The following is a 24516-nucleotide window of genomic DNA, read 5'->3' as shown; positions in this document are numbered from 1 at the left end:
GGGGGGGGGGGGGGGGGGGGGGGGCCTCTCTCCACGCGGGCGATCAGCGTGAGACCAGTACCCCCTCACCCGGAATTTGCTGACGCAAATTCCGACCTCTCCCCGCAAGCGGGGAGAGGTGAAAGATCACCTCGCCTCTTCGAATCCTGCCAGCACCGAGGTCAGGTTGGCGCCCAGAATATCCGAGAGATAGCCGCCCTCCTGCACGAACACGGTCGGCAGACCCAGCTTGGCGATGGCCTGGCCGATGCGGCGGAAGCCGGGCGTGGTGACGGCGAGCCCCTTGAGCGGATCATGCTCGGACGCGTCGAGGCCGAGCGCGATGACGAGCGCACCGGGGGCAAAGGACTCGATGGCCTTGCGCGCGACCTCCATCGCCTGGATGTAGCCGTCATCGCCGGTGCCGATCGCCAGGGGAATGTTGAGGTTGGCGCCGAGGCCCGCGCCCTCGCCGCGCTCGTGCGCATAGCCCCACACATAAGGATAATACGCGACGGGATCGGCATGGATCGAGATCGTGTAGACGTCCGGCCGGGCGTAGAAGATGCCTTGCGTGCCGTTGCCGTGGTGGACGTCGACGTCGAGGATGACGACACGCTCGTGCTTCTGCCGCAGATGCGCCGCCGCGATCGCGCTGTTGTTGAGGAAGCAGAAGCCGCCGGCCATGTCGCGATAGGCGTGATGACCGGGCGGACGGCAGAGCGCATAGACCGCATCCTCACCGTCCATCACCATTTGCGCGGCGGTGACCGCGACATCCGTCGCGGCGCAGGCCGCGGCCCAGGTGCCCGGACCGATCGGCGCTGCGGTGTCGGCGGTGTGCCAGCCGAGCTTACCGACGATGTGGGTCGGATAGGTTGCGGCATGCCGCACCGGGTGGATGTTGCCGATCATCTCCGGGCCGGAATCGCCGAGCGCGGTCCAGGCCTCCCAGGCTTCGCTCAGGAACGACAGATATTCCGGACTGTGAATGCGCGCGCGGGGCCCCTGCCCGAATTTCGTCGGCTCGACCAGCTGGTGCTTGCCGTCCTTCAGCCCCTTGAGCAGCCGGTCGGCGCGCTCGGGCTGCTCGGTGGTGCGCTTGACGACACCGCGGACCAGGAAGAATTGCGGATCGTGGCTGCGGTGCAGTTCGGTATGGACGGCTTTCACTCAAACACTCCGTGCTCGCATGCTCAGGTTTTGACGCGTTTTCTTCTCGCGAACCGGTATCCACTTCGCTCGAAAACGCTGTTCAGGCGTTGCCACAGAGGTCTTGATGGCTGCGGCGGCCAGATGCAAGCAAGAAGAATGCCGTCTCGACTGCCCTGCGCCTGAAGCAGACCGGAGCTCAGCAACGCCCGCGCTGCAGACAGTGCTCGCGGCCCTGCTGATCGGTGCGGAAGGACTCGATGAAGCCGCCCTGGCGCTGGGTGACGAAGACGGTCTTGCCGTCGCTGCCGCCGAAGGCGAGGTTGGTCGGCTCCTTGGCTTTCAGCGCGATCTCCCGCTCGACCGCGCCATTGGGCTTCATCAGCGCAACCGTGCCCTTGAGGATGCGCGCGACGTAGAGGCGGCCGGCAATATCGGTGCGCAGCCCGTCGACGGTGTCGGGCTGAAATGCCTTGACCAGCTTTGCAGCCGTCAGCTCGTTGCCGTTGATCGCATAGGACCAGATCTGGCCGCTGCTGGATTCCCCGACATAGAGCGTCTTGCCGTCAGGGCTGAGATCGATGCCGTTGGTGGTGCCCATCGCGCGCGGCGAGGCCATCACCTGTCCCTGCACCGTGCCGTCGGCGGCTTTCGCGATCCGCCAGATGTGGCCTTCCCTGCCCTTCCAGTTCGGATCGCTCGCATAGATCGTGCCGTCGCGCGCGATCGTGATGTCGTTGGGCTGGTTCATCTCGTCGGAGTGAAACCAGAGGGACGGCTCCGTCGAACCCTTCGGGATCGCGAGGATGTTGTGCTTCTTGTAGTCGGCGATGAACATGGTGCCGCTCCGATCGAAGCGGATGGCGTTGCCGACACTGCCCTCGGGCAACGTCGTGAACAGCTCCGAGGCGGTGCCGCCAGCGGGCAATTTGCCGATGGTGCCGGGCTTGCCGAGATTGACGACGAACAGATTGCCGTCGAGATCGGCGGCGGGCCCTTCGATGCCGAAAGTATATTCGCTGGCGGGCGTCACCTGCACGCTGTCGAACAGCTTGGTTTCGGCAGCGGCCGGCGGCGTCGCGACAAGCACGATGCTACTGCACAGGCACCAGAAATTCCTGCCGGATGTAATAGCCATCGTCGTCGGTGCACTCGCCATTCAGATAGGGATCGGCCGGCCGGAAGAATCGGCTGAAGCCGGGTTTGTCTACAGCGCTCCTTTGTGTCACGACAACGACCTTCGCGGCCGGTATTTCGCCGCATTCCTTGGCAGTCTTGCCGAAGAACTTGCGCTGGGGCGGACCGGGCTTGATCCGCATCCGCGTGCCCGGAACCATCTTCGCAACGAGCAGGTCCATGGTGTCGAGCAGGCGCGGGTAACCGGGCTCGGTCTTCGGCAGGCTCTCGCCGCCCGGCGGCATCAGCTTCTCGGCGCCGATACCGCGCAGGCGGGTACGCAGCTTTCCGGAAGAGGGATCGCCCGGATAGATCCAGCCGTCCTGCGCGAGCATGAAGCGGAGCACCGCCACGTCCTTCTCCGTTTCCGATTGGCCTGGCTTCAAACCGAAATCGGAATGGCAGCCGACGCAGTGCTTCTCGACGAGGCCCTTGCGCAGCGTGGTCAGCCGGGCGTTGTTCTGCGCATCCCTGGCGACGAAGGCCATGAGCTGGTCGATCATCGCCTGGCTGCGCATGTCGCAAGGGAGCGGCGGCGGCGGATCGCCCGCGGCACGATCGATACGGATCACGGTCTGGTTCTTGTCCTCGACCAGCCAGATCGCGCCGTCCTCCGCGACCGTCATGCCGACGGGGGCACCTTGCGGCCGCGCGCCGTTGACGCGGTGCCAGCCCGCGATCAGCTCGTCGAACGGCGCGGCCGCCACCTCGCCGGCGTCGGTCTGAAAGCTCCGCGTCGGCTCGGCCGCGCAACTGACGCGATAACGCACCGGCGCCGTAACAGGCTTGGGGAAGCCGAGATCATCGACGTCGTAGACCAGCAGGCGGCTGCCGGTCGGGCGATAGCCGTGCAGGCCGACCAGAAGCTTGCCCTCCAGCTCCGGAAACTTGCTGCCGTGATAATACAGCATCCCCAGCGGCGCACCGTGCGGCGGCATCAGCGTGAGCGGCGGCTTGTAGAGCGCGCCTGCCGTGCAGAGCGACTTGTAGACCCCGCCTTGCAGCACGTTCCTGAATTCGGGGCTCGGCGTCGACAAATCGTAGCAATAGGGCCAGCCGTAATGCCTGCCCTGCTCGATCGCGTTGATCTCCTCGTTCGGCCTGAAGATGTCAGGCAGGTCGCGGCTGTTCTCGCCCTGCAGGAAGGCATAGCCGGCATCGGGGAAATTCGGATGCAGCACCAGCGCCATCGAGTTGCGCAAGCCCCGCGCATAGACCGTGTGCGGCGGATCCGGGTCATTCGGATTCAACGCCGGGAAGACGCCGCTTGCCGGCGGCGCGAACAGCCAGATCGATGCCATGGCGGACGCACCCTCGGCGGCCGCGCAAGGCTTCGTGATCGGCGCCGGCGTGATGCAGTCGTCGCTGTGCGAGCCGACATTGACGAACAGCCGTCCGTTCCTGTCGAACACGAATGGCTTGAGCGGATGCGCGCTCTCCTCGAGCCTGGTGCCGTCGGGCAGCGTGATCCGGCGGCCGGGCATGTGGCGGATGATGGTCTCGACCGTGCCGCGCGGATTGTCGGCGAGCGGATCGAACCGGAAGATCGTCTCGGCGGTCGAGGCGTAGAGCTTCCTGTCCGGGCCGATCGCGAGGCCGAACGGATACTCGATTCCGCTCAGAAGCTCCTTGAGCCGCTGCCCTTGCGGCGCGCGCGGATCGAGCAGCAGCAACCGTCCGTCGGCGTGGCCCCAGCCGCCCATGTCGGCCACCACGAACAGCTCGCGCCCCGGCACCTGGACGATCGCGCGCGGAAACTTGAGGCGATCCGCTTCGCTGGCGACGAGCCCGGCGCAAAATCCCGCCTTCATGTCGATCTGAATCCGGGGAAAAGCGAGATCCCCGCTACCGCAATTGTCCTCGCCAATCGCATAGCCGCTCCGGCGAAGCGGCTCCGATGACACCGCCGAAACGAGTCCGAGCGCGCCCGCCAAAACCGACGCCAAGACGCCCGCACATGCGCGCAGCCCTCGGCGTTCGCGCCCAGATGTGAAGTAGCTCACGGCGGCCTCCCGGACTTCCCGCGAAAAGCTGTTCCATACAGGGAAAACGCCGTCCAGTTGACCATCACCCGCCTGTGATTAAACCTTTAACGACCTTGGTGCCGACCAATATCCGTACATTCCCTTACCGGGTTCAACCCGAATGTTTCGCGAAGGCTTCGGGTGGTATCGATCTGCCATCCCAGTTGCTCCCGATAGGAGACGCATATGGTCCAGGTCTATTTTCACTGCTCGAACACCGAGGGCACGCTGATCGACCGCTACGGCGCCGCCGTGTCCAACCTCACCGAGGCCCGCGACCGTGCGTCCCAGATCATGCGCTCGATGATCCTGACGCCGAGCAACGAAGACTGGCGCGACTGGGTGATCCACGTCAGCGACGACGACGGCGAGGAAATTTTCGACCTCCCCTTCACCGCCATGCTTGGCAAGCCGCATTGAGGTGATGCCATGTTGATTGCTTCACTGAGCCTCCTCCGCCAGCCCCTGAGCTTCGTCGCCGCCAAATGGCAGACGCTGATCCGGGTCGCAGGTGACCCCTACCGTCCCGAGCTCCATTATATGCGCGGGCCTGGCCCGAAATGGCGCGCCAAGTATCAGGCCAGCCGGCTGAACCGCCCGCTCTGAGCGCACCGCTTTCCTGCTGACACTCTCGATCGTCATGCCCGGGCTCGTCCCGGGCATCGACGTTTTTGGCCGCCACCTCACTTCCCGGTAAACCTCGCCTTGCGTTTCTCCACGAAGGCATTGCGGCCTTCGATCGCGTCGGCGCTCTTGCGGACCACCGCCTGAAGCTCGATCTCCCGGCGGAACTGCGCCTCGTAAGTGGCGTGCTCGCTCTCTTCGACCAGCAGGCGCGTTGCCACCAGGGCGCGTGTCGGGCCTTCGGCCAGGCGCCGCGCCAGGGCAAGTGCCTCGTCCATCAGCCTCGCATCGTCGACGACCTGCCGCACCAGGCCGATCTCCTGGGCGCGTTCTGCCGCCAGCGGCTCGTTGAGCAGCATCAGCTCGAGCGCGCGCTGCCGGCCGATCAGCCGCGGCAACAGCCAGGTCGAGCCGAGATCCGGCACCAGCGCGATGCGGCTGAAGACCTGGATGAAGCTCGCCGACCGCGCCGCGACGATCATGTCGCCCGCCATAGCGAGGCTGAAGCCGCCGCCGGCCGCCACCCCGTTCACGGCGACGACCACGGGCACACGGCACTCGCGCAATGCCTTGAAGGCCGGCCAGTAGAAGCGCATCACGCCGGCCGCGATGTCCTCGCCGAGCGCTTCGGATGCCTTCAAATTCTGTCCTGAGCAAAATCCGCGCCCGGCGCCGGTGAGGATCAGCGCGCGGATAGTCTCGTCTGCGGTCATCTCGGCGACAGCGCTGGCGAGTGCGCCGAGCAGGTCCGGCGTCATCGCGTTGAGGCTTGCGGGTTCGTCGAGCGTCAATATCCCGACCGCGCCATCCCGCGCCTGTTTCACACCAGCCATGTCCCGTCTCCCTTTCGATGTTCTCGTTGGCTGCAATGTGCCATTGTCCGCGGGCTTCGCCAATCGCGAGCTTCAACCTCGGTTGCAACGACGCAACTGAATCCAGAGATCAAGACGACATCATGCCTCATCAGTTCAGCCTCAACCAAACCGTCCGCAAACCCGCCGTCACATCCAAGGGCGGCATCGTCGCCTCGCAATCGCGACGGGCGGCTGAAATCGGGGCGCAGGTGCTGGCCGCGGGTGGCGACTGCGTGGACGCGATCGTCGCGACCACTTTTGCCCTCAACGTCCTGGAGCCCTGGAATAGCGGTATCGGCGGCGGCGGTGCGATGGTGCTTTACCGCGCGAAGGAGAATCGTACCGAGGTGATCGACTACGGCATGTGCGCGCCGCAGAGCCTGCGCCCTGCCGACTATCCGCTCAGCGGCGCGGGCGCCGCCTCCGATCTCTTCCCCTGGCCGCGCGTGAAGGACGACCGCAACATCCATGGCCCCGGCTCGATTGCCGTCCCCGGCGTCGTCGCAGGGATGGAAGAGGCGCATCGCCGCTACGCCAAGATACCGTGGAAGGATCTGGTCACGCCGGCAGCCGCGCTCGCCGGCGAAGGCCTGCTGGTCGATTGGTGGACGACGGTGACGATCTCCGGCTCGGCCGCCGATCTCAGGCGCTATCCCGCAAGCGCGGCCGCCTACCTGAAGGACGGCCTGCCGCCGACCGCGCCATGGGGCATCAAGGCCGAGACGCGGCTGCCGCAGGGCGCCCTGAAGGCGACGCTGTCGCATCTCGCCGACGCGGGCGCGCGCGATTTCTACCAGGGCGATCTCGCCAGGAGCATCGCCTCCGACATCAAGGCCGACGGCGGCTCGCTGTCGGTGGAGGATCTCGCCGCCTTCCGCGCCCATCTGCGCGTGCCGCTGGCGATTCCCTATCGCGAGGGCAAGGTGTACGCGACGCCGGAGCTCACGGCGGGGCCGACGATGGCGCATGCGCTGCGCCTGTTGCAGCAGGGCTTGACGCCAGCGGGCGCGCCGGATGCCGGCGCCTATGTCGAGTATGCGCTTGCCTTGCAGGCAGCCTTCCGCGAGCGGCTCAAGGACATGGGCGATGCCGACGGCAAGCGCTCGCTCGGCGCCGAATATCTGGCGCCGGCCTGCACCACTCATTTCTCGGTGGTCGACCGTGACGGCAACATCGCGGCGGTGACGCAGACGCTGCTCTCGTCCTTCGGCTCGCGCTATGTGACACCACACACCGGCATCACCATGAACAATGGCATCATGTGGTTCGATCCGACGCCGGGCACCACCAATTCTTTGGCTCCCGGCAAGCGCTGCCTCTGCAACTACACGCCCGTCATCGCCGAGACCAAGGATGGCAAGCGTCTCGCCGTCGGCGCATCCGGCGGCCGCCGCATTCTGCCCTCGGTGATGCAGCTGGTTTCTTTCGCGATGGATTACGGCATGGATCTCGACGCCGCCATCCACCAGCCACGCATCGACGCCAGCGAGGGCGCGGTGGTGATCGGCGACGCCCGCTTGCCAGCGGATGTGCGCAAGGCGCTGGCCACGCACTTCGACTATGAAGAGAGCCGCGTGCAGGCCTTGCCGCAAAAATTCGCTTGCCCGAGCGTGGTGATGCGCGAAGGCGACGTCAATTCCGGCGCGGTCGAGATCTTCCAGCCCTGGGCCGACGCCGTGGCGGAAGGCTGAGCACACGGATCGATTCGAGATTATTCCATCGCGCGTTGAGCTCTCGCGCGATGACGCATCTGCGCGAGCGTCATGACGCCTCCGCATTCGCGGGGAACCAACCTGCTCACGCTTCGTTCATTGAACGGACAAGTGCGCTCGCCCCGATGGAGGACATCATGAAGAAACTCGCGCTCGCTGCGTCGCTGGTCATTGCGGCCGGCTTCACATTGACAAGCCCTGCGCTGGCCAAGGGCGGCCATGGGGGCGGTCACGGCCATGGTCATGGTCATTCGATGGGCCATCATCACCATGGCACGCCGCATGGATGGTCGCGTGGGCGCAAGGTCGGCTGGCGCGGTCACGGTTGCCCGCCCGGCCTGTGGAAGCAGGGCCGCTGCTGACACCCGATCGTTTACGATGCAAGGCGCCGGCCCTGACCGGGCGCCGCCCTCTTCAGATGCCGAGCCGGTCGCGCACGCGGCCCGCGATCACGGCGGTCGTCACGCCCACCGGCCAGAACGCATGCATCGGGATCGGCTTGATGCCGGTCACGGGCATGTCGATCTCCGCCTTGGCGCCGCCGATCAGCCGTCGGGCGAGCTGCGCGCCCATCGCGGTCGCGAGCGCAACGCCGCGGCCATTGCAGCCGAGCGAGATCAATATGCCCTCGGCCGGCTCATGCACGTGCGGATAATGATCCCCGGTGATGGCGAGCCGGCTGTTCCAGCCGTGCGTCCAGGCAACGCCCTTCAGCTGCGGCCACAACCTCTCCGCATACCTCATGAGATAGGCGACGTCGTGCGGCGACTTGATCCAGCGCATCGGGCCGCGGCCGCCCATCAGCAAGCGATTCTGCTGGTCGATGCGGTAATAGACGGTGATGTGTCCGCTCTCGTAGAGCACGGGACGCGTCGGCATGATCGAACGCGCGACCGCGTCGGACAGCGGCGCGGTGGCGGCGATCGAGGAGAACACCGGCACGATGGTGCGGCGGAGCGCCGGCCAGAGATCGTCGGTAAAGCCGTTGGTGGCGAGCAGGACCTTGTCGGCATGAACCACGGCGCGCGGCGTCTCGATCCGCCAGCGCAAGCCGTCGCGGCGCAGTGACAGCGCCGGCGTCTCGCCATGCACCTTCGCGCCCGCCGAGATCGCGGCGCGCGCGAGACCACGGGCGTAGCTGAGAGGATGCAGATCGCCGCCGCGCGTGTCCAGCATGGCGCCGATGTAGCGGTCGGTGCCGGTCATCTCACGCAGCTGCTCGCGGTTCAGATAGGACACCGGCATGCCACGGCGGATGCATTGCTGCGCAGTCTTTTCGATCGCGGCGGCGCTCGCTTCGTTATAGGCCGCGCGGAGCGTGCCGTTCTGCCGCGCCTCGCACGGGATCTGGTAGCGGCGGATCAGGTCATGCGTGAAATCAGTGGTGCCGTAGGAGAACGCGATCATGCGGCGGCCGAGTTCGGCGCCGAAATCCGCCTCGATCTGATCGGGGTCGTGCTTCAATCCGGGATTGGTGTGGCCGCCGTTGTTGCCCGACGCGCCCCAGCCCGGCTCCTGCGCCTCCAGCACCAGCACCTCGACGCCCTGCTCCGCCAGATGCAAGGCGGTCGAGAGGCCGGTGTAACCGCCGCCGACGATGGCGACGGAGACGGACTTGTCGGCGTCGAGCGGCGGCGTGGCGACAGGCGCCACGGCGGTGTCGGCATAAAGCGAGGGCGGCAGAGGCAGGCGCGTCATGGCGAAGACCGGTCAGAGCGGATGCAGCACGCGCCGTAGGAAATCCTGCGTGCGCGGATGTTGGGGTTGGTTGAGCAGCGCCTTGGCCGGCCCCTGCTCGACGATGACGCCGCCGTCGATGAACAGCACGCGGTCGGCGACGTCGCGGGCAAAACCCATCTCGTGGGTGACGACGACCATGGTCATGCCGTCGTCAGCGAGCTTGCGCATCACACCGAGGACGTCGCCGACGAGCTCGGGATCGAGCGCCGAGGTCGGCTCGTCGAACAGGATGGCCTTCGGCTGCATGGCGAGCGCTCGCGCGATGGCGACGCGCTGCTGCTGGCCGCCGGAGAGCTGCGGCGGATGTGCGTCAGCCTTCTCGGCGAGCCCGACCTGGGCGAGCAGCGCGCGGCCGCGCTCCAGTGCCTGAGCACGCGGCTCCCTCTTCACGTAGAGCGGCCCCTCGATCACGTTCTCCAGCGCGGTGCGATGCGGGAACAGGTTGAAACGCTGGAACACCATCGAGACCTGAGTGCGGATATTCACGATCGACGGTGCATCGCGGTCGACCTTCAGGCCCTCGACGCTGATCTCGCCGCGGTCGTAGCTCTCGAGGCCGTTGATACAGCGCAGGATGGTGGATTTGCCGGAGCCGGAGGGACCGACGATGCAGACCACCTCGCCCTTCTGCACGGAAGCGGTGATGCCCTTGAGCACCTCGTTCTCGCCAAAGCTCTTGTGGACGTCATTGAGCTCGATCATCGCTTGCCGGCCCGCTTCTCGAAGTGACGGACCAGCAGGATCAACGGAATGCTCATGGTGAGATACATCAGCGCGACCAGCGTGAACACATTGGTGTTCTTGAAGGTCGAGGACGCGATCAGCTTGCCCTGCAGCGCAAGCTCGGCGACCGTGATGGTCGAGGCCTGCGAGGAATCCTTCAGCATCATGATCATGACGTTGCCGTAGGGCGGCAGCACGATGCGCACGGCCTGCGGCAGCACCACGCGGCGCATGGTGAGCCACCAGCCCATGCCGATCGACTGCGCAGCCTCGATCTGCCCCTTGTCGATCGCCTCGATGCCGGCGCGGAAGTTTTCCGCCTGGTAGGCCGAATAGGCGATGCCGAGCCCGAGGATGGCAGCCTGCAAGGCCGAGAGCGTGACGCCGAGATCGGGCATCACGAAGTAGAGGTAGAACAACAGGACGATGATCGGGATGCCCCGGATCACGTTGATCAGGCTGGCGCTGATCATCGACAGCGCCTTGATGCCGGAGACCCGCATCATCGCCCAGACGAGGCCGAGCACCGTCGAGAGCAGCAGCGAGCCGATGGTGACCACGATCGTCAGTACGACGCCGTTCATCAGGATCGGGAAGAACTCGGCGGCGTCGTGCCAGAAGCCTTTCATCGGCCAGCCTTCACTCAAGAGCCTTCATCGACCGATCGCTATCGATCAGCCCTGTGCCTTGAGGCCCCATTTGTCGAGGATCTTGTCGATGGTGCCGTTGGCCTTCAGCTTCGTCAGCGAAGCGTTGATCTTGCCGAGCAGCGCGGTCTCGCCCTTGCGCACGCCGATGCCGACCGAGCCGACGGTGACGGGCTTGTAGCCGTCGACGAGGCGCACTTCAGGGAAGCCGCCCTGCTTCAGATTGTAGGCGAGGATCGGATAGTCGGCGTAGCCGGCCTTGAGGCGGCCGGTGTTCACGTCGCGCAGAATGTCCGGAATGGTGTCGTAGGCTTTCACGTCGGCGAACAGCCCGGTCTTCTTCAGCGCGTCGACGAAGGCGGTGCCGACCTGTGCGCCCACCGTCTCGCCCTTCAAATCCTCCTGCGTGGCATAGGCCTTGGTGTCGCCCTTCGGCACGACGAGGCCCTCGCCATAGGTGTAGATCGGGTCGGAGAAGTCGACGACCTCCTTGCGCGGCGCGGTAATGAACATCGCGGCGGCGATGATGTCGATCTTGCTCGAGGTCAGCGAGGGGATCAGCGCCGAGAACTGCATCGGCTCGATCTGCACGTTGAAGCCGGCATCCTTGCCGACCTCGGTGATGAGATCGACCATGATACCCTGGATGGTGTTGGTCTTGGTGTCGAGGAAGGTGAAGGGAATGCCCGTCGGGGTCGAGCCGACCTTCAGCACCTGTTGCGCCGAGGCCGGCGTCGCTGCTGCAATCGCGAGTGCCGCCATCGCGGCCTGAACAATACGCTTCATCGCATCCCCCTTTGGGTCTGGCCGCCCTCGGCGCCGCGCCGTCGTGATCAGACGTTGCGGGCCGCGCCGTTTCGGCCTATTTTCACCAATATGAAAATTTGGTCACACTTTCGCGAACGATGCAAGTGGTTTTCATGCACATGAAGGAAGCGGTTTGACGTGAGCGGTGGCAAGAGAATGCGCAAACCGGCGGCAAGCAAGCCGGCGAAGCGGGCGAAGTCCAAAGCCGTCACCAAGCCGGCGGAGCCTGCGATGGACGTCGCGGTCGGCCGCCGTATCCGCGACCTCCGGCGCGTCAGGCAATTCTCGCTGGAGACGGTCGCAGCGCGCACGGAGCTTTCGATCGGCTTCCTCAGCCAGATCGAGCGCGGCCTGTCATCGCCCTCGCTGCGGGTGCTGGCAACGCTCGCCGACGTGCTCGGCGTCGGCATCGCCGCACTGTTCGGCGCAAGCCCGAGCGCCGACGGTGCCTCCGATCGGGTCGTGACGCGTGAGCTGCAGCGGCCGGAGTTGAAGCTGTGGCGCACCGGCGTGTCGAAGCAATTGCTGAGCCCGGCCAGCGCCGACAGCAAGCTCAATCTGTTTCTGGTGCATCTGGAGCCCGGCGGCTCCACCGGCGACGAGCTCTACACCCATGACGGCGAAGAGGCCGGCCTCGTGCTCGAAGGCGAGATGATGCTGACGGTGGACAGCGAGACCTGGTCGCTGAAGACCGGCGACAGCTTTCGCTTCGCCAGCCGGCGGCCGCACCGGTTTTCGAACCCGGCGAATGATGCGAAGTCCGTCGTGCTGTGGGTGAATTGCGTGACGGGGGCGGGGTAGTTTCGCCAAATGCCGTCTGCTGGCATGATGTGAACGCATTCTTCAGGACGAAGGGCCCCGTCGATGGATGAGGTTATCATCGCTGCGATCCGGCGACGGCTGAAGACAAAACCCACTGATCTCGGCTGGCCTTCGGGCGCCGGACTGATCCCCGCCAGGGCCGGCCAAATTGCATCCGACGAAGAGCATCTTGCTTTCCGGCTGCCGCCTCTCCTGAAGCGAATCTATAAAGAGATCGGCAATGGAGGTTTTGGTCCGGGATACGGACTGATCGGGCTGACGAACGGCGTTCCCGACGATACCGGCAAGACCATTGTTGCGATCTACGACCTGTTTCGGAGTGCGCCAGAGTTGGCTTGGCCAGATGGCCTTCTGCCGATCTGCCATTGGGGATGCGCCATCTATTCGTGCGTCGATTGCCGCGACCCGGACTTCCGAATGCGGATCTTCGATCCCAACGGACATGATGGCGATGACTGGACCGACGCCTTCTTCGAGGATGCCCCCAGCATCGACGACTGGATGGGATCGTGGGCCTCCGGTGTCGATCTGTGGGACGCGATGTACGGCGACGACGGCCATGTCGCCCGGATCCTGTCCGCACGCCGCAAGTCGCTCTGAATAGCGAACCGCCAGTTCGTTCCGTCATCCTGAGGTGCGAAGCGTGGGACGCAACGCGTTCCACTGGGAGCCTCGAAGGATGCACGGCCCCGATGCAGCCGGGCCGTCGCCCTTCGAGGCTCGCCGCACGGCGCTATTGCGCCGCGCAGCTCACACCTCAGGGTGACGGTGATGGCTTTGGATGCGCGGAAAAACCGCCTACCCAAACCGGTGATTGTACCGGTCCACCGTCAGCGCACTGACGTCGATATCAGGCTTCTCGCCCGACAGCAGGTCCGCGAGCACGCGGCCCGAGCCGCAGGACATGGTCCAGCCGAGCGTACCGTGGCCGGTGTTGAGGTGGAGATTGGCGTAGGGCGTCGGACCGATCACGGGTGGGCCGTCCGGCGTCATCGGGCGCAGGCCGCTCCAGAACGTCGCCTTGGACAGATCGCCGCCGCGCGGGAACAGATCCGTCAGCGAATGATCGAGCGTGGCGCGGCGCGCATCGTAGAGCTTGTCCGAATAACCGGAGATTTCGGCGGTGCCGCCGACGCGGATGCGATTGCCCAATCGCGTGATCGCGACCTTGTAGCTCTCGTCCATCACGGTCGATTCCGGCGCGCCGGAGGCGTCCTTGATCGGCACCGTGATCGAATAGCCCTTCACCGGATAGACCGGCAGCGAGATGCCGAGCGGGGCCGCGAGTCGCGACGACCAGCTGCCGAGCGCGAGCACGTAAGAATCCGCCTGCAGCATCCCGGCGCTGGTGGCGACGCCACTGACACGCGCGCCGTCGGTGACGATACGGTCGATCGAGGTGTTGAACATGAAGCGCACGCCGAGCGCCTCGGCATGCTTGGCCAGCGCCTGCGTGAACATGTGGCAGTCGCCGGTCTCGTCCTGCGGCAGGCGGAGCCCGCCGACGAACTTCTCCTTCACGCCTGCGAGCGCCGGCTCGACCGCGATGCAGCCTTCGCGGCTCAGCACCTCGAACGGCACGCCATATTGCTTGAGCACGGCGATATCTTCAGCGGTGCCGTCGAGCTGCGCCTGATAGCGGAACAGCTGCAGCGTGCCCTGCGAGCGCTCGTCATACTGGATGCCGATGTCGCGGCGCAGATCGCGCAAGGCATCGCGGCTGTATTCCGCGATCGGGATCATCCGGCTCTTGTTGACCGCATAGCGCGCGCTGGTGCAGTTGCGCAGCATCTTGAGCAGCCAGACCCACATCACGGGATCGAGCTTCGGCCGGATCACCAGCGGGCCGTGCTTCATCAGGAGCCACTTCACCGCCTTCACCGGCACGCCGGGGCCGGCCCAGGGCGAGGAATAGCCGGGCGAGACTTCGCCGGCATTGGCAAAGGAGGTCTCAAGCGCCGGCTCCGGTTGACGGTCGACGACCGTCACCTCGTGGCCGGCACGTGCGAGGTAGTAGGCAGAGGTGACACCGATGACACCGCTGCCGAGGATCAGAACTTTCACGCTTCGTCAAACTCCCGCGGCATCACGCTCGCCGCTGCAAGGACACAACTCGCAACGGCGAGAGCAATTATCAGGCCACCTGCTTGATGGCATCGCCCAGGATCGACACGATGTCGTCGATGTGGCTCTTCTCGACGATGAGGGGCGGCGACAGCGCGAAGGAGTCACCGCTCATGCGGAAGTACAGCCCGCGATTGAAGCAGTCGACCATCACGTCGTAGCCGCGCGCACCGACCGCGCCATCGCGCGGCGACAGCTCGACCGCACCCATCAAGCCGCAATTGCGGATGTCGATGACGTTGGGCAGGCCCTTGAGCGAATGCAGCGCATCGCGCCAGTATTCGGCGATCGACGCACCGCGCGTGAGCAGGCCTTCGTCCTTGTAGATGTCGAGCGTCGCGATACCGGCGGCGCAGGCGGTCGGATGCGCCGAATAGGTGTAGCCGTGGAACAGCTCCATGACGTTTTCCGGGCCGATCATCATGGCGTCATGCACCTTGCGGTGCGCGAACACCGCGCCGCAGGGAATGGTGCCGTTGGTGATGCCCTTGGCCGTCGTCATCAGGTCCGGCGTGACGCCGAAGAAATTGGCGGCGAACGGGGTGCCGAGACGGCCGAAGCCGGTGATGACCTCGTCGAAGATCAGGAGGATGCCGTGCTTGTCGCAGATCTCGCGCAGGCGCTGCAGATAGCCCTTCGGCGGCGGCAGCACCGCGGTCGAGCCCGGCACCGGCTCGACGATGACGGCGGCGATGGTCTCGGCGCCGTGCAGGGCCACCAGACGCTCGAGATCGTCGGCGAGCTCGGCGCCATGCTCGGGCTGGTCCTTGGCGAAGGCGTTGCGGGTGAGGTCGTGGGTATGGCGGATGTGGTCGACGCCCGGCAGCAGGGTGGTGAAGGCGCGGCGGTTCGCGACCATGCCGCCGACCGAGGTGCCGCCGAAGCCGACGCCGTGATAGCCGCGCTCGCGGCCGATCAGGCGGGTGCGGCTCGCCTGGCCGGTGGCGCGGTGATAGGCGAGCGCAATCTTCAGCGCGGTATCGACCGACTCGGAGCCGGAATTGGTGAAGAAGATGCGATCGAGGCCCTTCGGCGCGATCTCGGCGAGGCGCTCGGCGAAGTCGAAGGCCAGCGGATGGCCCATCTGGAACGAGGGCGCGAAGTCCAGCGTCATCAGCTGCCGCTCGACCGCAGCCGCGATCTGCTTGCGGCCGTGGCCGGCATTGACGCACCACAGGCCCGCGGAGCCGTCGATCACCTTGCGGCCGTCGACGGTGGTGTAGTGCATGCCCTCGGCCGAGGAGAACAGGCGCGGCGCCTTCTTGAACTGCCGGTTGGCCGTGAACGGCATCCAGAACGAGTCGGTCTTGATAGTGTTCGGAATCTGATGAAGGGTCACGGCCGCGCTCCTTTGCTGACCGCACAGCTGAGCCACGGTTTGGAATGCGCAACAAGTCCTTTTCTGTTGCGCCGCAACCCATTGATTTGTCTGGGGCTGCTGGTCCATATTTGCGCGATCCGCAACACTTGCAACACGGGACCAGGGGCATGAGCGTCGACATCGGTGGACGGCTGCGATTCATCCGGGCGCGCCACAAGCTGTCGCAGCGCGAGCTGGCCAAGCGCGCCGGGGTCACCAATTCGACGATCTCGCTGATCGAATCCAACCAGATGAACCCTTCCGTCGGCGCGCTCAAACGCATCCTCGACGGCATCCCGATGGGGCTCGCCGAGTTCTTTGCGCTGGAGCCGGAGACCAGGCGCAAGATCTTCTACCGCGCCGAGGAACTGACCGAGGTCGGCAAGAAGCCGATCTCGTATCGGCAGGTCGGAGACAATCTGTTCGGCCGTAGCCTGCAGATTCTCAAGGAGCGCTACGAGCCCGGCAGCGACACCGGCCGCGTCCACCTCGTCCATGAGGGCGAGGAAGGCGGCATCGTGATCTCCGGCAAGCTCGAAGTCACCGTCGAGGACGAGCGCCGCATCCTCAACCCCGGCGACGCCTATTATTTCGAGAGCCGCCGCCCGCACCGCTTCCGCTGCGTCGGTGGCAAGGCGTGCGAGGTGATCTCGGCCTGCACGCCGCCGACGTTCTGAGACGTAATCGGCCCATCCGTAATCGTACGAACACCGTTATCTTACGGTCCTTGAGCCATCTCAATTTCCGCGCACGCGACCGCTATATAATATGAAACGTAGCCGAGCAGCCTGGCGCAAAGGTGCTGAGGCTATGGCCCCGGACTCCTAGGTACTCCGGGGCCGCTTCGTAGCGGGAGCCAGCGCATGAAGATCACTCTTGCCAATGCCGAAGCCGTGCTCGACGAAGCCTTGCGCGACGCCGACAAGCTCCATTCGCGCGAGCTGCGCAAGGCCATCGCCGAGTACATCGAGATGCAGCGAGAAGCGGTCAAGGCCCTGCGCAGGAAGTTGCATTGATCGGATCGGCACGGGGGTCGACATTCCCGAGCCCTCCTGAACCTCGCTGACGCCGCGGACGACCAACGGACAGGCACGATCCCGCTCCAGCCAAGAGCCGCCAATGTTCGCCCCGTTTCGCCTCGCGCTCGTCACCGCGACGGCCCTGCTCGTTCCCGTCACCTGCCACGCCATGGACGATTTCCTCCGCGCCGCCAGCACTGCGCCGACCGCAATCACGCTATGCGGTAAGGCCAACGGCAACGGGAGTGCGATCAAGCCCGCCGCCTGTCAGGAAAGGGGCTACGACAGGCTCGTCGCCGCGATCGACAAATCCTTCGATGCGGCGCTCGCCAGGGCGCCCGTCAATATCCGGCCTCTGCTCAAGCGCGACGAGGCCTGGTTCAACGAGATGATCTCGCAAGCCGCCGACACCGTGCAGGAGGTCGACGAAGCCGAGCTGCGCGACAACTTTGCCGCGACGCTGCGCCAGCGCCAGGCCGCGCTCGACGAGATCGCCGGCGGCTTCGGGCGGAGCGGGTTCTCCGGCAAATGGGCCAACGCGTTCGGAAGCCTCACCCTCTCGCCGGATGCGAACGGCGTGCGGCACCTGACGATCGACATGCGGGCCTATTACGGCAGTGACAGGCATCGGCAATGCAAGCTGAGCACGACCGTGACGAAGGCCGGCAACTGGCTGAGCGGGTCGATCCAACTGCCGAACGCCGCGTCACCGGCAGGCCAGCAGCAGACCAAGCCGGCAAAACTTCCGGCGATCAAGCTCCGTCGCCAGGGCGAGACCCTTCGCGTCGTCATGATCGATGGCGACGATACGACCGAGGAAGGCGACGATTGCGACTATCTATGGCAGATCACCGGCACCTATTTCGCGAGCGGCACCTCCGGCGACGCCGACAAGACCGAGGCCTCGTTCGTCGCGCCGACTTTCGATTGTGTGCGTCCGGTGACCGCGACGGACGAAGAGATCTGCTCGGACCCCGATCTGGCCGAGAACGATCAGCGATTGAACCGCGCCTGGAAGGCGCTGCTGCCGCGGCTCGACGATGTGACACGGCGCGCGCTGACGGAAGACCAGCGCAACTGGGTGCAGGCGCAGACCATGCAATTCCCCGAATTTCTGCATCCGGCCTGGGAAAAGCGCAGCTCGGAAATGCACGCGACCGCCAGCGGGCGGGATCACGTCGATGCCCTCCAGCGCGAGCGGATCGCGCTGCTGGAAGGCTTCGACGACAAGCGCGAGGGCCTGCCCGGCATCTGGCTCGCCCACAACGCGATTCTGAAGGTCACCATCGACAAGACTGGCCGGCTGACCGCGCATGGGTGGAAATGGGATCAGGGCGATTGGAAGGCCGGCTGCGACTACGACATGACCGGCAAGATGGCGGGCGGCTCTTTCCGCGCCGACGAACAGCGCAAGAATCCCGATACGCTGGAGCGCGACCACGCCATGCTGGTCGTCAACCGTCTCGACGACGCATTCGCGAACAAGCGCACCGGCAAGGACACCGACGACGAGGCGAAGTGCAGGCGAAGGCTCGACAACTCCTCGACCGCCCGGCTGTTTCCGGCGCGCGCCTCGCCCGACATCGACAATTTCTCCGGCTCGATCCGCTAAGGCGCGATTGGCATCTCGGCGTATCGCGCTTTAGCGGCACCGGGCGCGGCGCGCCCGGTGCCGTGAGGCTGCTCAAAGCTGCGTCAGCAAATCCTCGATCCGGATCGGGAATCTGCGGACACGCACGCCGGTCGCGTGCCAGACCGCGTTGGCGACCGCACCGGCGCTGCCGGTGATGCCGATCTCGCCGACGCCCTTGATGCCGAGGGTGTTGACGTGCGGGTCTTGCTCCTCGACCGTGATCACGTCGAGCGGCGGCACGTCGGCATTCACCGGGACATGGTACTCGCCGAGATTGGCGTTCATGATGCGGCCGGTCCGGCGATCGGTTATCGCCTCCTCGTGCAGCGCAAAGGACATCCCCCAGATCATGCCGCCGAACAGCTGGCTCTGCACCATGCGCGGGTTGACGATGCGTCCGGCAGCGAAGGCCCCGACCATGCGGGTGACGCGGATTTGGCCGAGCTCGGGATCGACCTTCACCTCCGCGAACACCGCGCCATGGGCGTGCATGGCGTATTCCTCCATCGCGGCAGGGTTCGGCGCGCCGGTGCCGCGGGCCTCGACCTCGGCGACGCCCGCGCGTGCAAGGATCTCGGCGTAGCTCTCGCCGCGGCTCTCATCGTCACGACGGATCAGCCTGCCGTCGCGCGCGATCACACCGGTATTGCCGGCGCCGAACAGCGGCGAGCGCTCGTCACCGGTGGCGAGATCGGCGAGCTTTGCGATCACGGCCGCGCCGGCGCTGTGGATCGCAGCACCCGCGGTTGCCGTATGCGCGGACCCACCTGCGATGCCGGCATCGGGCAGGTCTGACGTGCCGGCCTTGAACGTGACGCGGTCGATGTCGAGACCGACCGCATCGGCCGCGATCTGCGCCAGCGCCGTCCAGGCGCCCTGCCCCATGTCGTGCGCGCCGATCTCCATCACGCCCGAACCGTCGCGCCGAATCGCCGCGCGCGCTTCCGCCTGGAACATCAGCGCCGGAAAGGTCGCGGTGCCCATGCCCCAGCCGACCAGCAGGCCGGCATCGTCGCGCATCTGCCGCGGCTGCGGCGATCGCTTGGCCCAGCCGAACCGCGCTGCCCCCTGCTCGTAACAGGCACGCAGTGCCTTCGACGAGAACGGCTTGCCGCTGATCGGCTCGACCTCGGCATAGTTCTTCAGGCGGAAGGCGAGCGGATCCATGCCGCAGGCCCAGGCCATCTCGTCGATCGCACTTTCCAGTGCGATCGACCCGGTTGCCTCGCCGGGCGCGCGCATGAACAGCGGCGTGCCCGTGTTGACGCGCACGGCGTCATGCGAGGTGCGGATCGCTGGCGCCGCGTAGAGCGTGTGCGAGGCATCGGCCGCAGGCTCGTAGAAATCGTCGAACATGCTCGACACGGTCCTGGCGTGATGATCGAGCGCAGTCAGACGTCCCTCGCTGTCGGCGCCGATGCGCAGGCGCTGGCGCGTCGGTGCGCGATGGCCGACCGGGCCGTACATCTGCTCACGGCGCAGCACCAGCTTGATCGGCCTGCCGACCAGCTTCGCCGCCATGATGCCGAGGACCGGCGGACCGCCCATGAGCCCCTTCGAGCCGAAGCCGCCGCCGAGGAAGGGACTGCGAATGTGGATCTTGTCGTGCGCGATACCGAACAGTTCGGCAATGCGCGCGAGCGAAAGCATCAGACCCTGGGTCGGCATGTCCACCGATAGCCTGTCGCCATCCCATTGAACCACGATCGCATGCGGCTCCATCGCATTGTGATATTGCGGCGGCGTCTCGTAAGTCGCGTCGATCCGCTTCTCGGCCGAGGCAAGGCCCGCCTCGACATCGCCGAGGTGATTCTCGGTGGGATTGCCGACACCGACGACGGGCGGCACGAAGCTCTCGCCGGCGTCTAGCCCGACCAGCGGAGGCAGCGTCTCGTAGCGCGGCGCCAGCAGCGCCGCACCTTCCGTCGCGGCTTCCAGCGTTTCCGCAATCACGACCGCGATGGGCTGGTTGGCGTAGCGGACCTCGTTGCTCTGCAACGTTTCCATCCGGAACACGAACGGATTGGTCTTGATCTCAGGGTCGATCGCCAGCTGCGGCTTGTGGTCGGGCGTCATGACATCGACGACCCCGGGATGGCGTTTTGCTGCGGCGACGTCGAGCGAGACCACTCGGCCATGCGCGATGCCGGAGACAGCGATCACCGCAAACAACATGCCGGGTGGGTGATTGTCGGCGGCATAGGTCGCCTGCCCCGTGACCTTGAGGACGCCGTCACGGCGGGTGAGCGGCTGGCCGATGTTCGAGCCGTGCCTGAGATGGGCGGGGGCGCTGGTGAGATTGAGCTCAGGCATGAATGGCTCCGGATGTCGAGGCAAAGGGAGAGGCCGGCAACGCCGGCAGACGCGCAGGCGTACCCGCGGCGGCAAGTCGCAGCGCGCGCACGACGATGCGACGCGCGAGCTCGATCTTGAAGGCATTGTCGCCGGACGGCTTTGCGTCGGTGAGCGCGCGCCAGGCGGCTTCCTGGAACGCATCTGCCGTCGGCGCGACACCCCTGAGCACGTCCTCCGCGGCGCGGGCGCGCCACGGCTTGGCGGCGACACCGCCGAGCGCGATCCGCGCCTCCGCGACCTTGCCGTTCTCGATCCGCAACGCGGCCGCGGCGGATACCACGGCGAAGGCGTAGGAGGTGCGGTCACGAACCTTGAGATAGCGCGCATGCGCGGCGAAGCCGCGCGCCGCAGGCGGCAGGCGCACCGCGACGACGAGATCGCCGGGCTCAAGCGCCGATTCACGCTCAGGCGAATTGCCGGGCAGGCGATGCAGTTCGTCGAGCGCGATCTCGCGACGGCCGCCCCTGCCCTCGATCTCGACGACGGCGTCGAGCGCGACCAAGGGTACGCAGAAATCGGAGGGATGCGTGGCGATGCAGCTGTCGCTCCAGCCGAGCACGGCATGGCCGCGGCTCTCGCCCTCGCGGGCATCGCAACCGCTGCCGGCCTCGCGCTTGTTGCAGCGGCTGGCGGTGTCGTAGAAATACGCGCAGCGCGTCCGTTGCAAGAGATTGCCGCCGACGGTGGCGGCATTGCGCAATTGTGCCGAAGCGCCGGAGAGCAGCGCCTCGGCGACGGCGGGATAGGTCTTCGCAAAGGCCGGATCATGCGCGAGATCGGCATTGCTCACCAGCGCGCCGATGCGCAACGAGCCGTCGGGAAGCGTCTCGATGGCATCGAGCCCGTCGAGATGGGTGACGTCGACCAGCCGATCCGGACGGCTGATATTGCCCTTCATCAGATCGAGCAGGTTGGTGCCCGCGGCGAGATAGGCTGCGCCCGGCCGGGCGGCGGCGACGACGGCCTCGGAGACCGTGGCGGGCCTGACATAATCAAACGGTTTCATGCCGAACGCCTCTGATTGGATTCGTCCATCTGCCCTTGCGCTTCGAGCACGGCATCGACGATTCCGGCATAGGCGCCGCAGCGGCACAGGTTGCCGCTCATGCACTCGCGGATGCGCTCGGGGTCGTTGCCGGCCTGCGCCTCCTGCATCATGCCGATCGCGCTCATGATCTGGCCGGGCGTGCAGAAGCCGCATTGAAAGCCGTCATGGGCGATGAAGGCGGCCTGCACCGGGTGCAGCTGGTCGCCGCGCGCGACGCCTTCGATGGTGAGGATGTCGGCGCCGTCATGGCTGATGGCGAGCGCGAGACAGGAGTTGATCCGCTTGCCGTCGACCAGGATGGTGCAGGCGCCGCACTGGCCGCGGTCGCACCCCTTCTTGGTCCCGGTGAGATGGAGGCGCTCACGCAGGAGATCGAGCAGCGTGACGCGCGGATCGTCGAGGACGAAGTCGCGCCGCGCACCGTTCACGGTGAGGCTGATGGAGTGGTTCATACAAGGCTCCGATCAGATATGGACATGAGTCATCGCGCAGCGCGCCACCGCCGTGGCCGCCGTCGATCCGCGCCGTCCGCACACAATGCGGAAGGCACATGAGCGAAGATACGGAGGCACCCTCCGCTTAACAAGGGTCGTCCGAAAATATTTGGAATTCGTCAAAAGACGCTGCGCTACCAACGCGATGCAGCCGGTTAAGGTTCGACAAGGGTTCAATCTAACCAATTCGTGATCTACATTGCCTGATATGGACGACCACGCCGACCACACCCGCAAGCCCCGCGCCGACGCCGTGCGCAATCGCGAGCGCGTGCTCGAAGCGGCGAAGGCCGTGTTCAACGCGGGCGGACCTGAAGCGAGTCTCGAGGCGGTGGCAAAACGTGCCGGCGTCGGCATCGGCACGCTCTATCGGCACTTCCCCACCCGCGAGGATCTGTTCGAGGCGGTGTACCGGCGCGAAGTCGAGCAGCTCAGTGAGTTGGCCGAGCACCTGCGAGGCGCCAAGGATCCGGTCGAGGCGCTGCGGCGCTGGCTGCAGTCCGCCGTCGAATTCGTCGCCACAAAAAAAGGCATGCTGGCCGCGCTGGCGCTGGCGTATCAGAGCTCGTCGGAACTTGCCGCTTTCTCGATGGACCGCCTGACAAAGGCGATCGGTTCGCTGCACGGGCGCGCGGTCGCGGCTGGCCAGATGCGCGCCGATATCAGCCCGGAGGACCTGCTGCGGGCGTTTTTCGGCATGTGCTACATGCACGACCAGCCGGGGTGGCAATCCTCGGTGCTGCGCCTGCTCGACGTGTTCGTCGATGGCTTGCGCCTGCAGCCGGCCGGCAAGGCCAGGGCGCGCGCCAAGCCGGCGAAACCCGCGGTGAAACGGAAGCGATAGGCGCCCGTATTACCTTGAGGTCATGCTAGGATCAGCATCGCCGGGATTTCAACGCGGAGCCTGTCATGCGCATCGCCGCCTTGCTCGTCGCCATCAGCCTCGTCTTCGGCTCGACCGCAGCCCTCGCCGACGATGTCGCCGCGGCCCAGGACGTCATCCGCGCCCAGGAGCAGGCTTTTGCGCGTGACGATGCGGCCACGGCCTATTCCCACGCCGCCCCGGCAATCAGGGAGATCTTCCCCGCGCCCGGTGCCTTCATGTCGATGGTGCAGAGCGGTTACGCGCCGGTTTATCGCCACAGGAGCTTCGAGTTCGGCGAGAGCAAGGTTGAAGGCGGCTGGATCGCGCAGCGCGTCCACATCATCGACGCCAACGGCGAAGCGTGGATAGCGCTGTACACGCTCGAGCAGCAGGCGGACGGCAGCTACAAGATCACGGGCTGCTCGCTGCTGAAGGCAGGACAGGCGGTTTAGGAATCATCCCGTCAGGATGGGCTTCAGCGCCTCGCGCTGGAGCACGATGAAGTCGAAGAACGCGGCGATCCGCGGCACGCGCCTGAGATCGGGATGCGTCAGGATGCGCCAGCTCCGCGTCAATTCCGGGAGAGCAAGCACGCGCACGAGGTCGGGCTCGGCGTCGCCGAGCGCGATCGGAAGGGGCCCGATTCCGACACCCGACTTGATCGCGGAGACGAGTCCGAGCACGCTGTTGATGCGCGCGGCCATCCTGGCGTCCGGCGCGACCTCCTTGAGCCATTTGACGGCACGGTGATTGGCCAGCGAATCGTCGAGGCCCACCAGCAGATGCCGACCGAGATCCTCGACGCGATCAGGCTTGCCGTGTCGTTCGACATAGTCGCCGCTGGCGTACACGGCCCAGACCGATTCCGCGATCTTGCGCCCGACCAGTTCATCGTCGGTGTCGCCTGAGCGGAAGGCGACGTCGACCTCGCCCTTGGAGAGGTCGAGATAGCGATCGCTCATCACGAACTCGACGCGGAGCGAAGGATGCTGGGCGTGAAAACTGTCGATCAAACCGGATTGAATCAACCGGGCGACGATCGGCTCCGGACAGGTGACGCGGATCGCACCCTTCATGTCCTGCTCAACATCGCCGGCCCGCCGCGTGAAGTCGACGATGGTGGCCTCGACGCGCTCGGCATAGGGCAGCAGCGCATGGCCGAACTCAGTCAGGCGATAACCGCTCTGCTGACGCGTGACCAGCATGCGGCCAAGCCGCCTTTCGAGCTCGTCGAGGCGGCGATGCACGGTCGACTGGCTGAGACCGAGCGCCTTGCCGGCGGCAATTGTGCTGCCGTGACGGGCGACCGCGAGGAAGTATTTGAGGTCATTCCAGTCGAACATGACGGGATTATGCAC

Annotated in this window: 25 protein-coding genes; 11 read left to right on the top strand and 14 right to left on the bottom strand. The window is 65.9% G+C overall.

The window, feature by feature from the left end; all coding sequences use genetic code 11:
* Positions 1–126: 126 nt before the first annotated feature.
* The 3 genes from TSA1_RS32315 to TSA1_RS32305 form a co-directional block, all read right to left on the bottom strand.
* Positions 127–1152 (bottom strand): histone deacetylase family protein, encoded by a 1026-nt coding sequence (locus TSA1_RS32315; protein WP_100179862.1) that lies wholly within the window; start codon positions 1150–1152, stop codon positions 127–129.
* A 178-nt stretch (positions 1153–1330) separates the two neighbouring features.
* Positions 1331–2269, bottom strand: a complete 939-nt coding sequence (locus tag TSA1_RS32310; RefSeq protein ID WP_174719175.1) for an SMP-30/gluconolactonase/LRE family protein — start codon at positions 2267–2269, stop codon at positions 1331–1333.
* On the bottom strand, positions 2226–4118 hold the full coding sequence (locus TSA1_RS32305; RefSeq protein WP_430649782.1) for a PQQ-dependent sugar dehydrogenase: 1893 nt from the start codon (positions 4116–4118) through the stop codon (positions 2226–2228). Before TSA1_RS32305 ends, TSA1_RS32310 begins: the two co-directional genes overlap by 44 nt.
* Before the next feature lie 399 nt (positions 4119–4517).
* On the opposite strand from TSA1_RS32305, the gene TSA1_RS32300 reads away from it, so the two are divergent.
* Positions 4518–4751 (top strand): DUF6894 family protein, encoded by a 234-nt coding sequence (locus TSA1_RS32300; protein ID WP_094973683.1) that lies wholly within the window; start codon positions 4518–4520, stop codon positions 4749–4751.
* A 9-nt stretch (positions 4752–4760) separates the two neighbouring features.
* The gene (locus TSA1_RS40145) at positions 4761–4937 is read left to right on the top strand and encodes a hypothetical protein (protein ID WP_174719174.1); all 177 of its coding nucleotides are present in this window, start codon (positions 4761–4763) and stop codon (positions 4935–4937) included.
* 77 nt (positions 4938–5014) lie between these two features.
* On the opposite strand, the gene TSA1_RS32295 is transcribed toward TSA1_RS40145, so the two are convergent.
* Entirely contained in the window at positions 5015–5788 is a 774-nt protein-coding gene (locus TSA1_RS32295) for an enoyl-CoA hydratase-related protein (protein ID WP_100179859.1), read from the bottom strand.
* Positions 5789–5910: 122 nt separating this feature from the next.
* Between TSA1_RS32295 and TSA1_RS32290 the strand changes: the two genes are divergently transcribed.
* Together TSA1_RS32290 and TSA1_RS40805 are read left to right on the top strand one after the other, a co-directional pair.
* Positions 5911–7500 (top strand): gamma-glutamyltransferase family protein, encoded by a 1590-nt coding sequence (locus TSA1_RS32290; protein WP_174719173.1) that lies wholly within the window; start codon positions 5911–5913, stop codon positions 7498–7500.
* Positions 7501–7658: 158 nt separating this feature from the next.
* Positions 7659–7883, top strand: a complete 225-nt coding sequence (locus tag TSA1_RS40805) for a hypothetical protein (protein WP_174719172.1) — start codon at positions 7659–7661, stop codon at positions 7881–7883.
* Between the two features lie 52 nt (positions 7884–7935).
* Here TSA1_RS40805 and TSA1_RS32280 read toward each other — a convergent pair whose 3' ends face one another.
* Genes TSA1_RS32280 through TSA1_RS32265 form a run of 4 tightly spaced genes read right to left on the bottom strand, consistent with a single transcriptional unit; the run spans position 7936 to position 11417 of the window.
* Entirely contained in the window at positions 7936–9219 is a 1284-nt protein-coding gene (locus tag TSA1_RS32280; RefSeq protein WP_100179856.1) for an NAD(P)/FAD-dependent oxidoreductase, read from the bottom strand.
* Positions 9220–9231: 12 nt separating this feature from the next.
* Positions 9232–9963 (bottom strand): amino acid ABC transporter ATP-binding protein, encoded by a 732-nt coding sequence (locus TSA1_RS32275; protein WP_100179855.1) that lies wholly within the window; start codon positions 9961–9963, stop codon positions 9232–9234.
* A complete protein-coding gene (locus tag TSA1_RS32270; RefSeq protein WP_100179854.1) occupies positions 9960–10613 on the bottom strand; it encodes an amino acid ABC transporter permease in 654 nt (217 codons plus the stop codon). Before TSA1_RS32270 ends, TSA1_RS32275 begins: the two co-directional genes overlap by 4 nt.
* 45 nt (positions 10614–10658) lie before the next feature.
* Positions 10659–11417: an ABC transporter substrate-binding protein gene (locus tag TSA1_RS32265; RefSeq protein WP_100179853.1), complete on the bottom strand. Its 759-nt coding sequence runs from the start codon at positions 11415–11417 to the stop codon at positions 10659–10661.
* Positions 11418–11594: 177 nt separating this feature from the next.
* Between TSA1_RS32265 and TSA1_RS32260 the strand changes: the two genes are divergently transcribed.
* The gene (locus TSA1_RS32260) at positions 11595–12239 is read left to right on the top strand and encodes a helix-turn-helix domain-containing protein (RefSeq protein ID WP_174719171.1); all 645 of its coding nucleotides are present in this window, start codon (positions 11595–11597) and stop codon (positions 12237–12239) included.
* Between the two features lie 63 nt (positions 12240–12302).
* Positions 12303–12860, top strand: coding sequence for an SMI1/KNR4 family protein (locus TSA1_RS32255; protein ID WP_100179851.1), 558 nt, complete (start codon positions 12303–12305; stop codon positions 12858–12860).
* Positions 12861–13058: 198 nt separating this feature from the next.
* Here the strand turns inward: TSA1_RS32255 and TSA1_RS32250 are convergent, their stop codons facing one another.
* The gene (locus tag TSA1_RS32250) at positions 13059–14324 is read right to left on the bottom strand and encodes a D-amino acid dehydrogenase (RefSeq protein WP_100179850.1); all 1266 of its coding nucleotides are present in this window, start codon (positions 14322–14324) and stop codon (positions 13059–13061) included.
* A gap of 70 nt (positions 14325–14394) precedes the next feature.
* Positions 14395–15723 (bottom strand): omega-aminotransferase AptA, encoded by a 1329-nt coding sequence (gene aptA, locus TSA1_RS32245; protein ID WP_100181453.1) that lies wholly within the window; start codon positions 15721–15723, stop codon positions 14395–14397.
* A 149-nt stretch (positions 15724–15872) separates the two neighbouring features.
* On the opposite strand from aptA, the gene TSA1_RS32240 reads away from it, so the two are divergent.
* The 3 genes from TSA1_RS32240 to TSA1_RS32235 all read left to right on the top strand — a co-directional run bounded on the left by TSA1_RS32240 (position 15873) and on the right by TSA1_RS32235 (position 18375).
* The gene (locus TSA1_RS32240) at positions 15873–16421 is read left to right on the top strand and encodes a cupin domain-containing protein (RefSeq protein ID WP_100179849.1); all 549 of its coding nucleotides are present in this window, start codon (positions 15873–15875) and stop codon (positions 16419–16421) included.
* Between the two features lie 186 nt (positions 16422–16607).
* Positions 16608–16760: a hypothetical protein gene (locus tag TSA1_RS40140; RefSeq protein WP_174719170.1), complete on the top strand. Its 153-nt coding sequence runs from the start codon at positions 16608–16610 to the stop codon at positions 16758–16760.
* 103 nt (positions 16761–16863) lie between these two features.
* On the top strand, positions 16864–18375 hold the full coding sequence (locus tag TSA1_RS32235) for a lysozyme inhibitor LprI family protein (RefSeq protein WP_100179848.1): 1512 nt from the start codon (positions 16864–16866) through the stop codon (positions 18373–18375).
* Positions 18376–18447: 72 nt separating this feature from the next.
* Here the strand turns inward: TSA1_RS32235 and TSA1_RS32230 are convergent, their stop codons facing one another.
* The 3 genes from TSA1_RS32230 to TSA1_RS32220 are packed head-to-tail and all read right to left on the bottom strand — an operon-like array spanning position 18448 to position 22251.
* A complete protein-coding gene (locus TSA1_RS32230; protein WP_100179847.1) occupies positions 18448–20709 on the bottom strand; it encodes a xanthine dehydrogenase family protein molybdopterin-binding subunit in 2262 nt (753 codons plus the stop codon).
* A complete protein-coding gene (locus tag TSA1_RS32225) occupies positions 20702–21757 on the bottom strand; it encodes an FAD binding domain-containing protein (protein ID WP_100179846.1) in 1056 nt (351 codons plus the stop codon). Before TSA1_RS32225 ends, TSA1_RS32230 begins: the two co-directional genes overlap by 8 nt.
* On the bottom strand, positions 21754–22251 hold the full coding sequence (locus tag TSA1_RS32220) for a (2Fe-2S)-binding protein (RefSeq protein ID WP_100179845.1): 498 nt from the start codon (positions 22249–22251) through the stop codon (positions 21754–21756). Before TSA1_RS32220 ends, TSA1_RS32225 begins: the two co-directional genes overlap by 4 nt.
* A 250-nt stretch (positions 22252–22501) precedes the next feature.
* Between TSA1_RS32220 and TSA1_RS32215 the strand changes: the two genes are divergently transcribed.
* Both TSA1_RS32215 and TSA1_RS32210 read left to right on the top strand, forming a co-directional pair.
* A complete protein-coding gene (locus TSA1_RS32215; protein ID WP_100179844.1) occupies positions 22502–23137 on the top strand; it encodes a TetR/AcrR family transcriptional regulator in 636 nt (211 codons plus the stop codon).
* Positions 23138–23202: 65 nt separating this feature from the next.
* The gene (locus TSA1_RS32210) at positions 23203–23610 is read left to right on the top strand and encodes a DUF4864 domain-containing protein (RefSeq protein ID WP_100179843.1); all 408 of its coding nucleotides are present in this window, start codon (positions 23203–23205) and stop codon (positions 23608–23610) included.
* Positions 23611–23613: 3 nt separating this feature from the next.
* Here the strand turns inward: TSA1_RS32210 and TSA1_RS32205 are convergent, their stop codons facing one another.
* Positions 23614–24501 (bottom strand): LysR family transcriptional regulator, encoded by an 888-nt coding sequence (locus TSA1_RS32205; protein WP_100179842.1) that lies wholly within the window; start codon positions 24499–24501, stop codon positions 23614–23616.
* Between the last annotated feature and the right edge of the window lie 15 nt (positions 24502–24516).

The organism is Bradyrhizobium nitroreducens (assembly GCF_002776695.1).
GTDB lineage: Bacteria > Pseudomonadota > Alphaproteobacteria > Rhizobiales > Xanthobacteraceae > Bradyrhizobium > Bradyrhizobium nitroreducens.
Note: the sequence above shows the minus strand (reverse complement) of the source record. Positions and strands in the feature narration are given on the sequence as shown.

Coding starts and splice junctions, on each gene's coding strand:
- TSA1_RS32240 (WP_100179849.1), top strand. CDS start 15,873: ATGAGCGTCGACATCGGTGGACGGCTGCGATTCATCCGGGCGCGCCAC.
- TSA1_RS40805 (WP_174719172.1), top strand. CDS start 7,659: ATGAAGAAACTCGCGCTCGCTGCGTCGCTGGTCATTGCGGCCGGCTTC.
- TSA1_RS32275 (WP_100179855.1), bottom strand. CDS start 9,963: ATGATCGAGCTCAATGACGTCCACAAGAGCTTTGGCGAGAACGAGGTG.
- TSA1_RS32295 (WP_100179859.1), bottom strand. CDS start 5,788: ATGGCTGGTGTGAAACAGGCGCGGGATGGCGCGGTCGGGATATTGACG.
- TSA1_RS32255 (WP_100179851.1), top strand. CDS start 12,303: ATGGATGAGGTTATCATCGCTGCGATCCGGCGACGGCTGAAGACAAAA.
- TSA1_RS32225 (WP_100179846.1), bottom strand. CDS start 21,757: ATGAAACCGTTTGATTATGTCAGGCCCGCCACGGTCTCCGAGGCCGTC.
- TSA1_RS32270 (WP_100179854.1), bottom strand. CDS start 10,613: ATGAAAGGCTTCTGGCACGACGCCGCCGAGTTCTTCCCGATCCTGATG.
- TSA1_RS32290 (WP_174719173.1), top strand. CDS start 5,911: ATGCCTCATCAGTTCAGCCTCAACCAAACCGTCCGCAAACCCGCCGTC.
- TSA1_RS40140 (WP_174719170.1), top strand. CDS start 16,608: ATGAAGATCACTCTTGCCAATGCCGAAGCCGTGCTCGACGAAGCCTTG.
- TSA1_RS32215 (WP_100179844.1), top strand. CDS start 22,502: ATGGACGACCACGCCGACCACACCCGCAAGCCCCGCGCCGACGCCGTG.
- TSA1_RS32235 (WP_100179848.1), top strand. CDS start 16,864: ATGTTCGCCCCGTTTCGCCTCGCGCTCGTCACCGCGACGGCCCTGCTC.
- TSA1_RS32280 (WP_100179856.1), bottom strand. CDS start 9,219: ATGACGCGCCTGCCTCTGCCGCCCTCGCTTTATGCCGACACCGCCGTG.
- TSA1_RS32205 (WP_100179842.1), bottom strand. CDS start 24,501: ATGTTCGACTGGAATGACCTCAAATACTTCCTCGCGGTCGCCCGTCAC.
- TSA1_RS32210 (WP_100179843.1), top strand. CDS start 23,203: ATGCGCATCGCCGCCTTGCTCGTCGCCATCAGCCTCGTCTTCGGCTCG.
- TSA1_RS32230 (WP_100179847.1), bottom strand. CDS start 20,709: ATGCCTGAGCTCAATCTCACCAGCGCCCCCGCCCATCTCAGGCACGGC.
- TSA1_RS32220 (WP_100179845.1), bottom strand. CDS start 22,251: ATGAACCACTCCATCAGCCTCACCGTGAACGGTGCGCGGCGCGACTTC.
- TSA1_RS32305 (WP_430649782.1), bottom strand. CDS start 4,118: ATGAAGGCGGGATTTTGCGCCGGGCTCGTCGCCAGCGAAGCGGATCGC.
- TSA1_RS32260 (WP_174719171.1), top strand. CDS start 11,595: ATGCGCAAACCGGCGGCAAGCAAGCCGGCGAAGCGGGCGAAGTCCAAA.
- TSA1_RS40145 (WP_174719174.1), top strand. CDS start 4,761: ATGTTGATTGCTTCACTGAGCCTCCTCCGCCAGCCCCTGAGCTTCGTC.
- TSA1_RS32310 (WP_174719175.1), bottom strand. CDS start 2,269: ATGGCTATTACATCCGGCAGGAATTTCTGGTGCCTGTGCAGTAGCATC.
- TSA1_RS32300 (WP_094973683.1), top strand. CDS start 4,518: ATGGTCCAGGTCTATTTTCACTGCTCGAACACCGAGGGCACGCTGATC.
- TSA1_RS32265 (WP_100179853.1), bottom strand. CDS start 11,417: ATGAAGCGTATTGTTCAGGCCGCGATGGCGGCACTCGCGATTGCAGCA.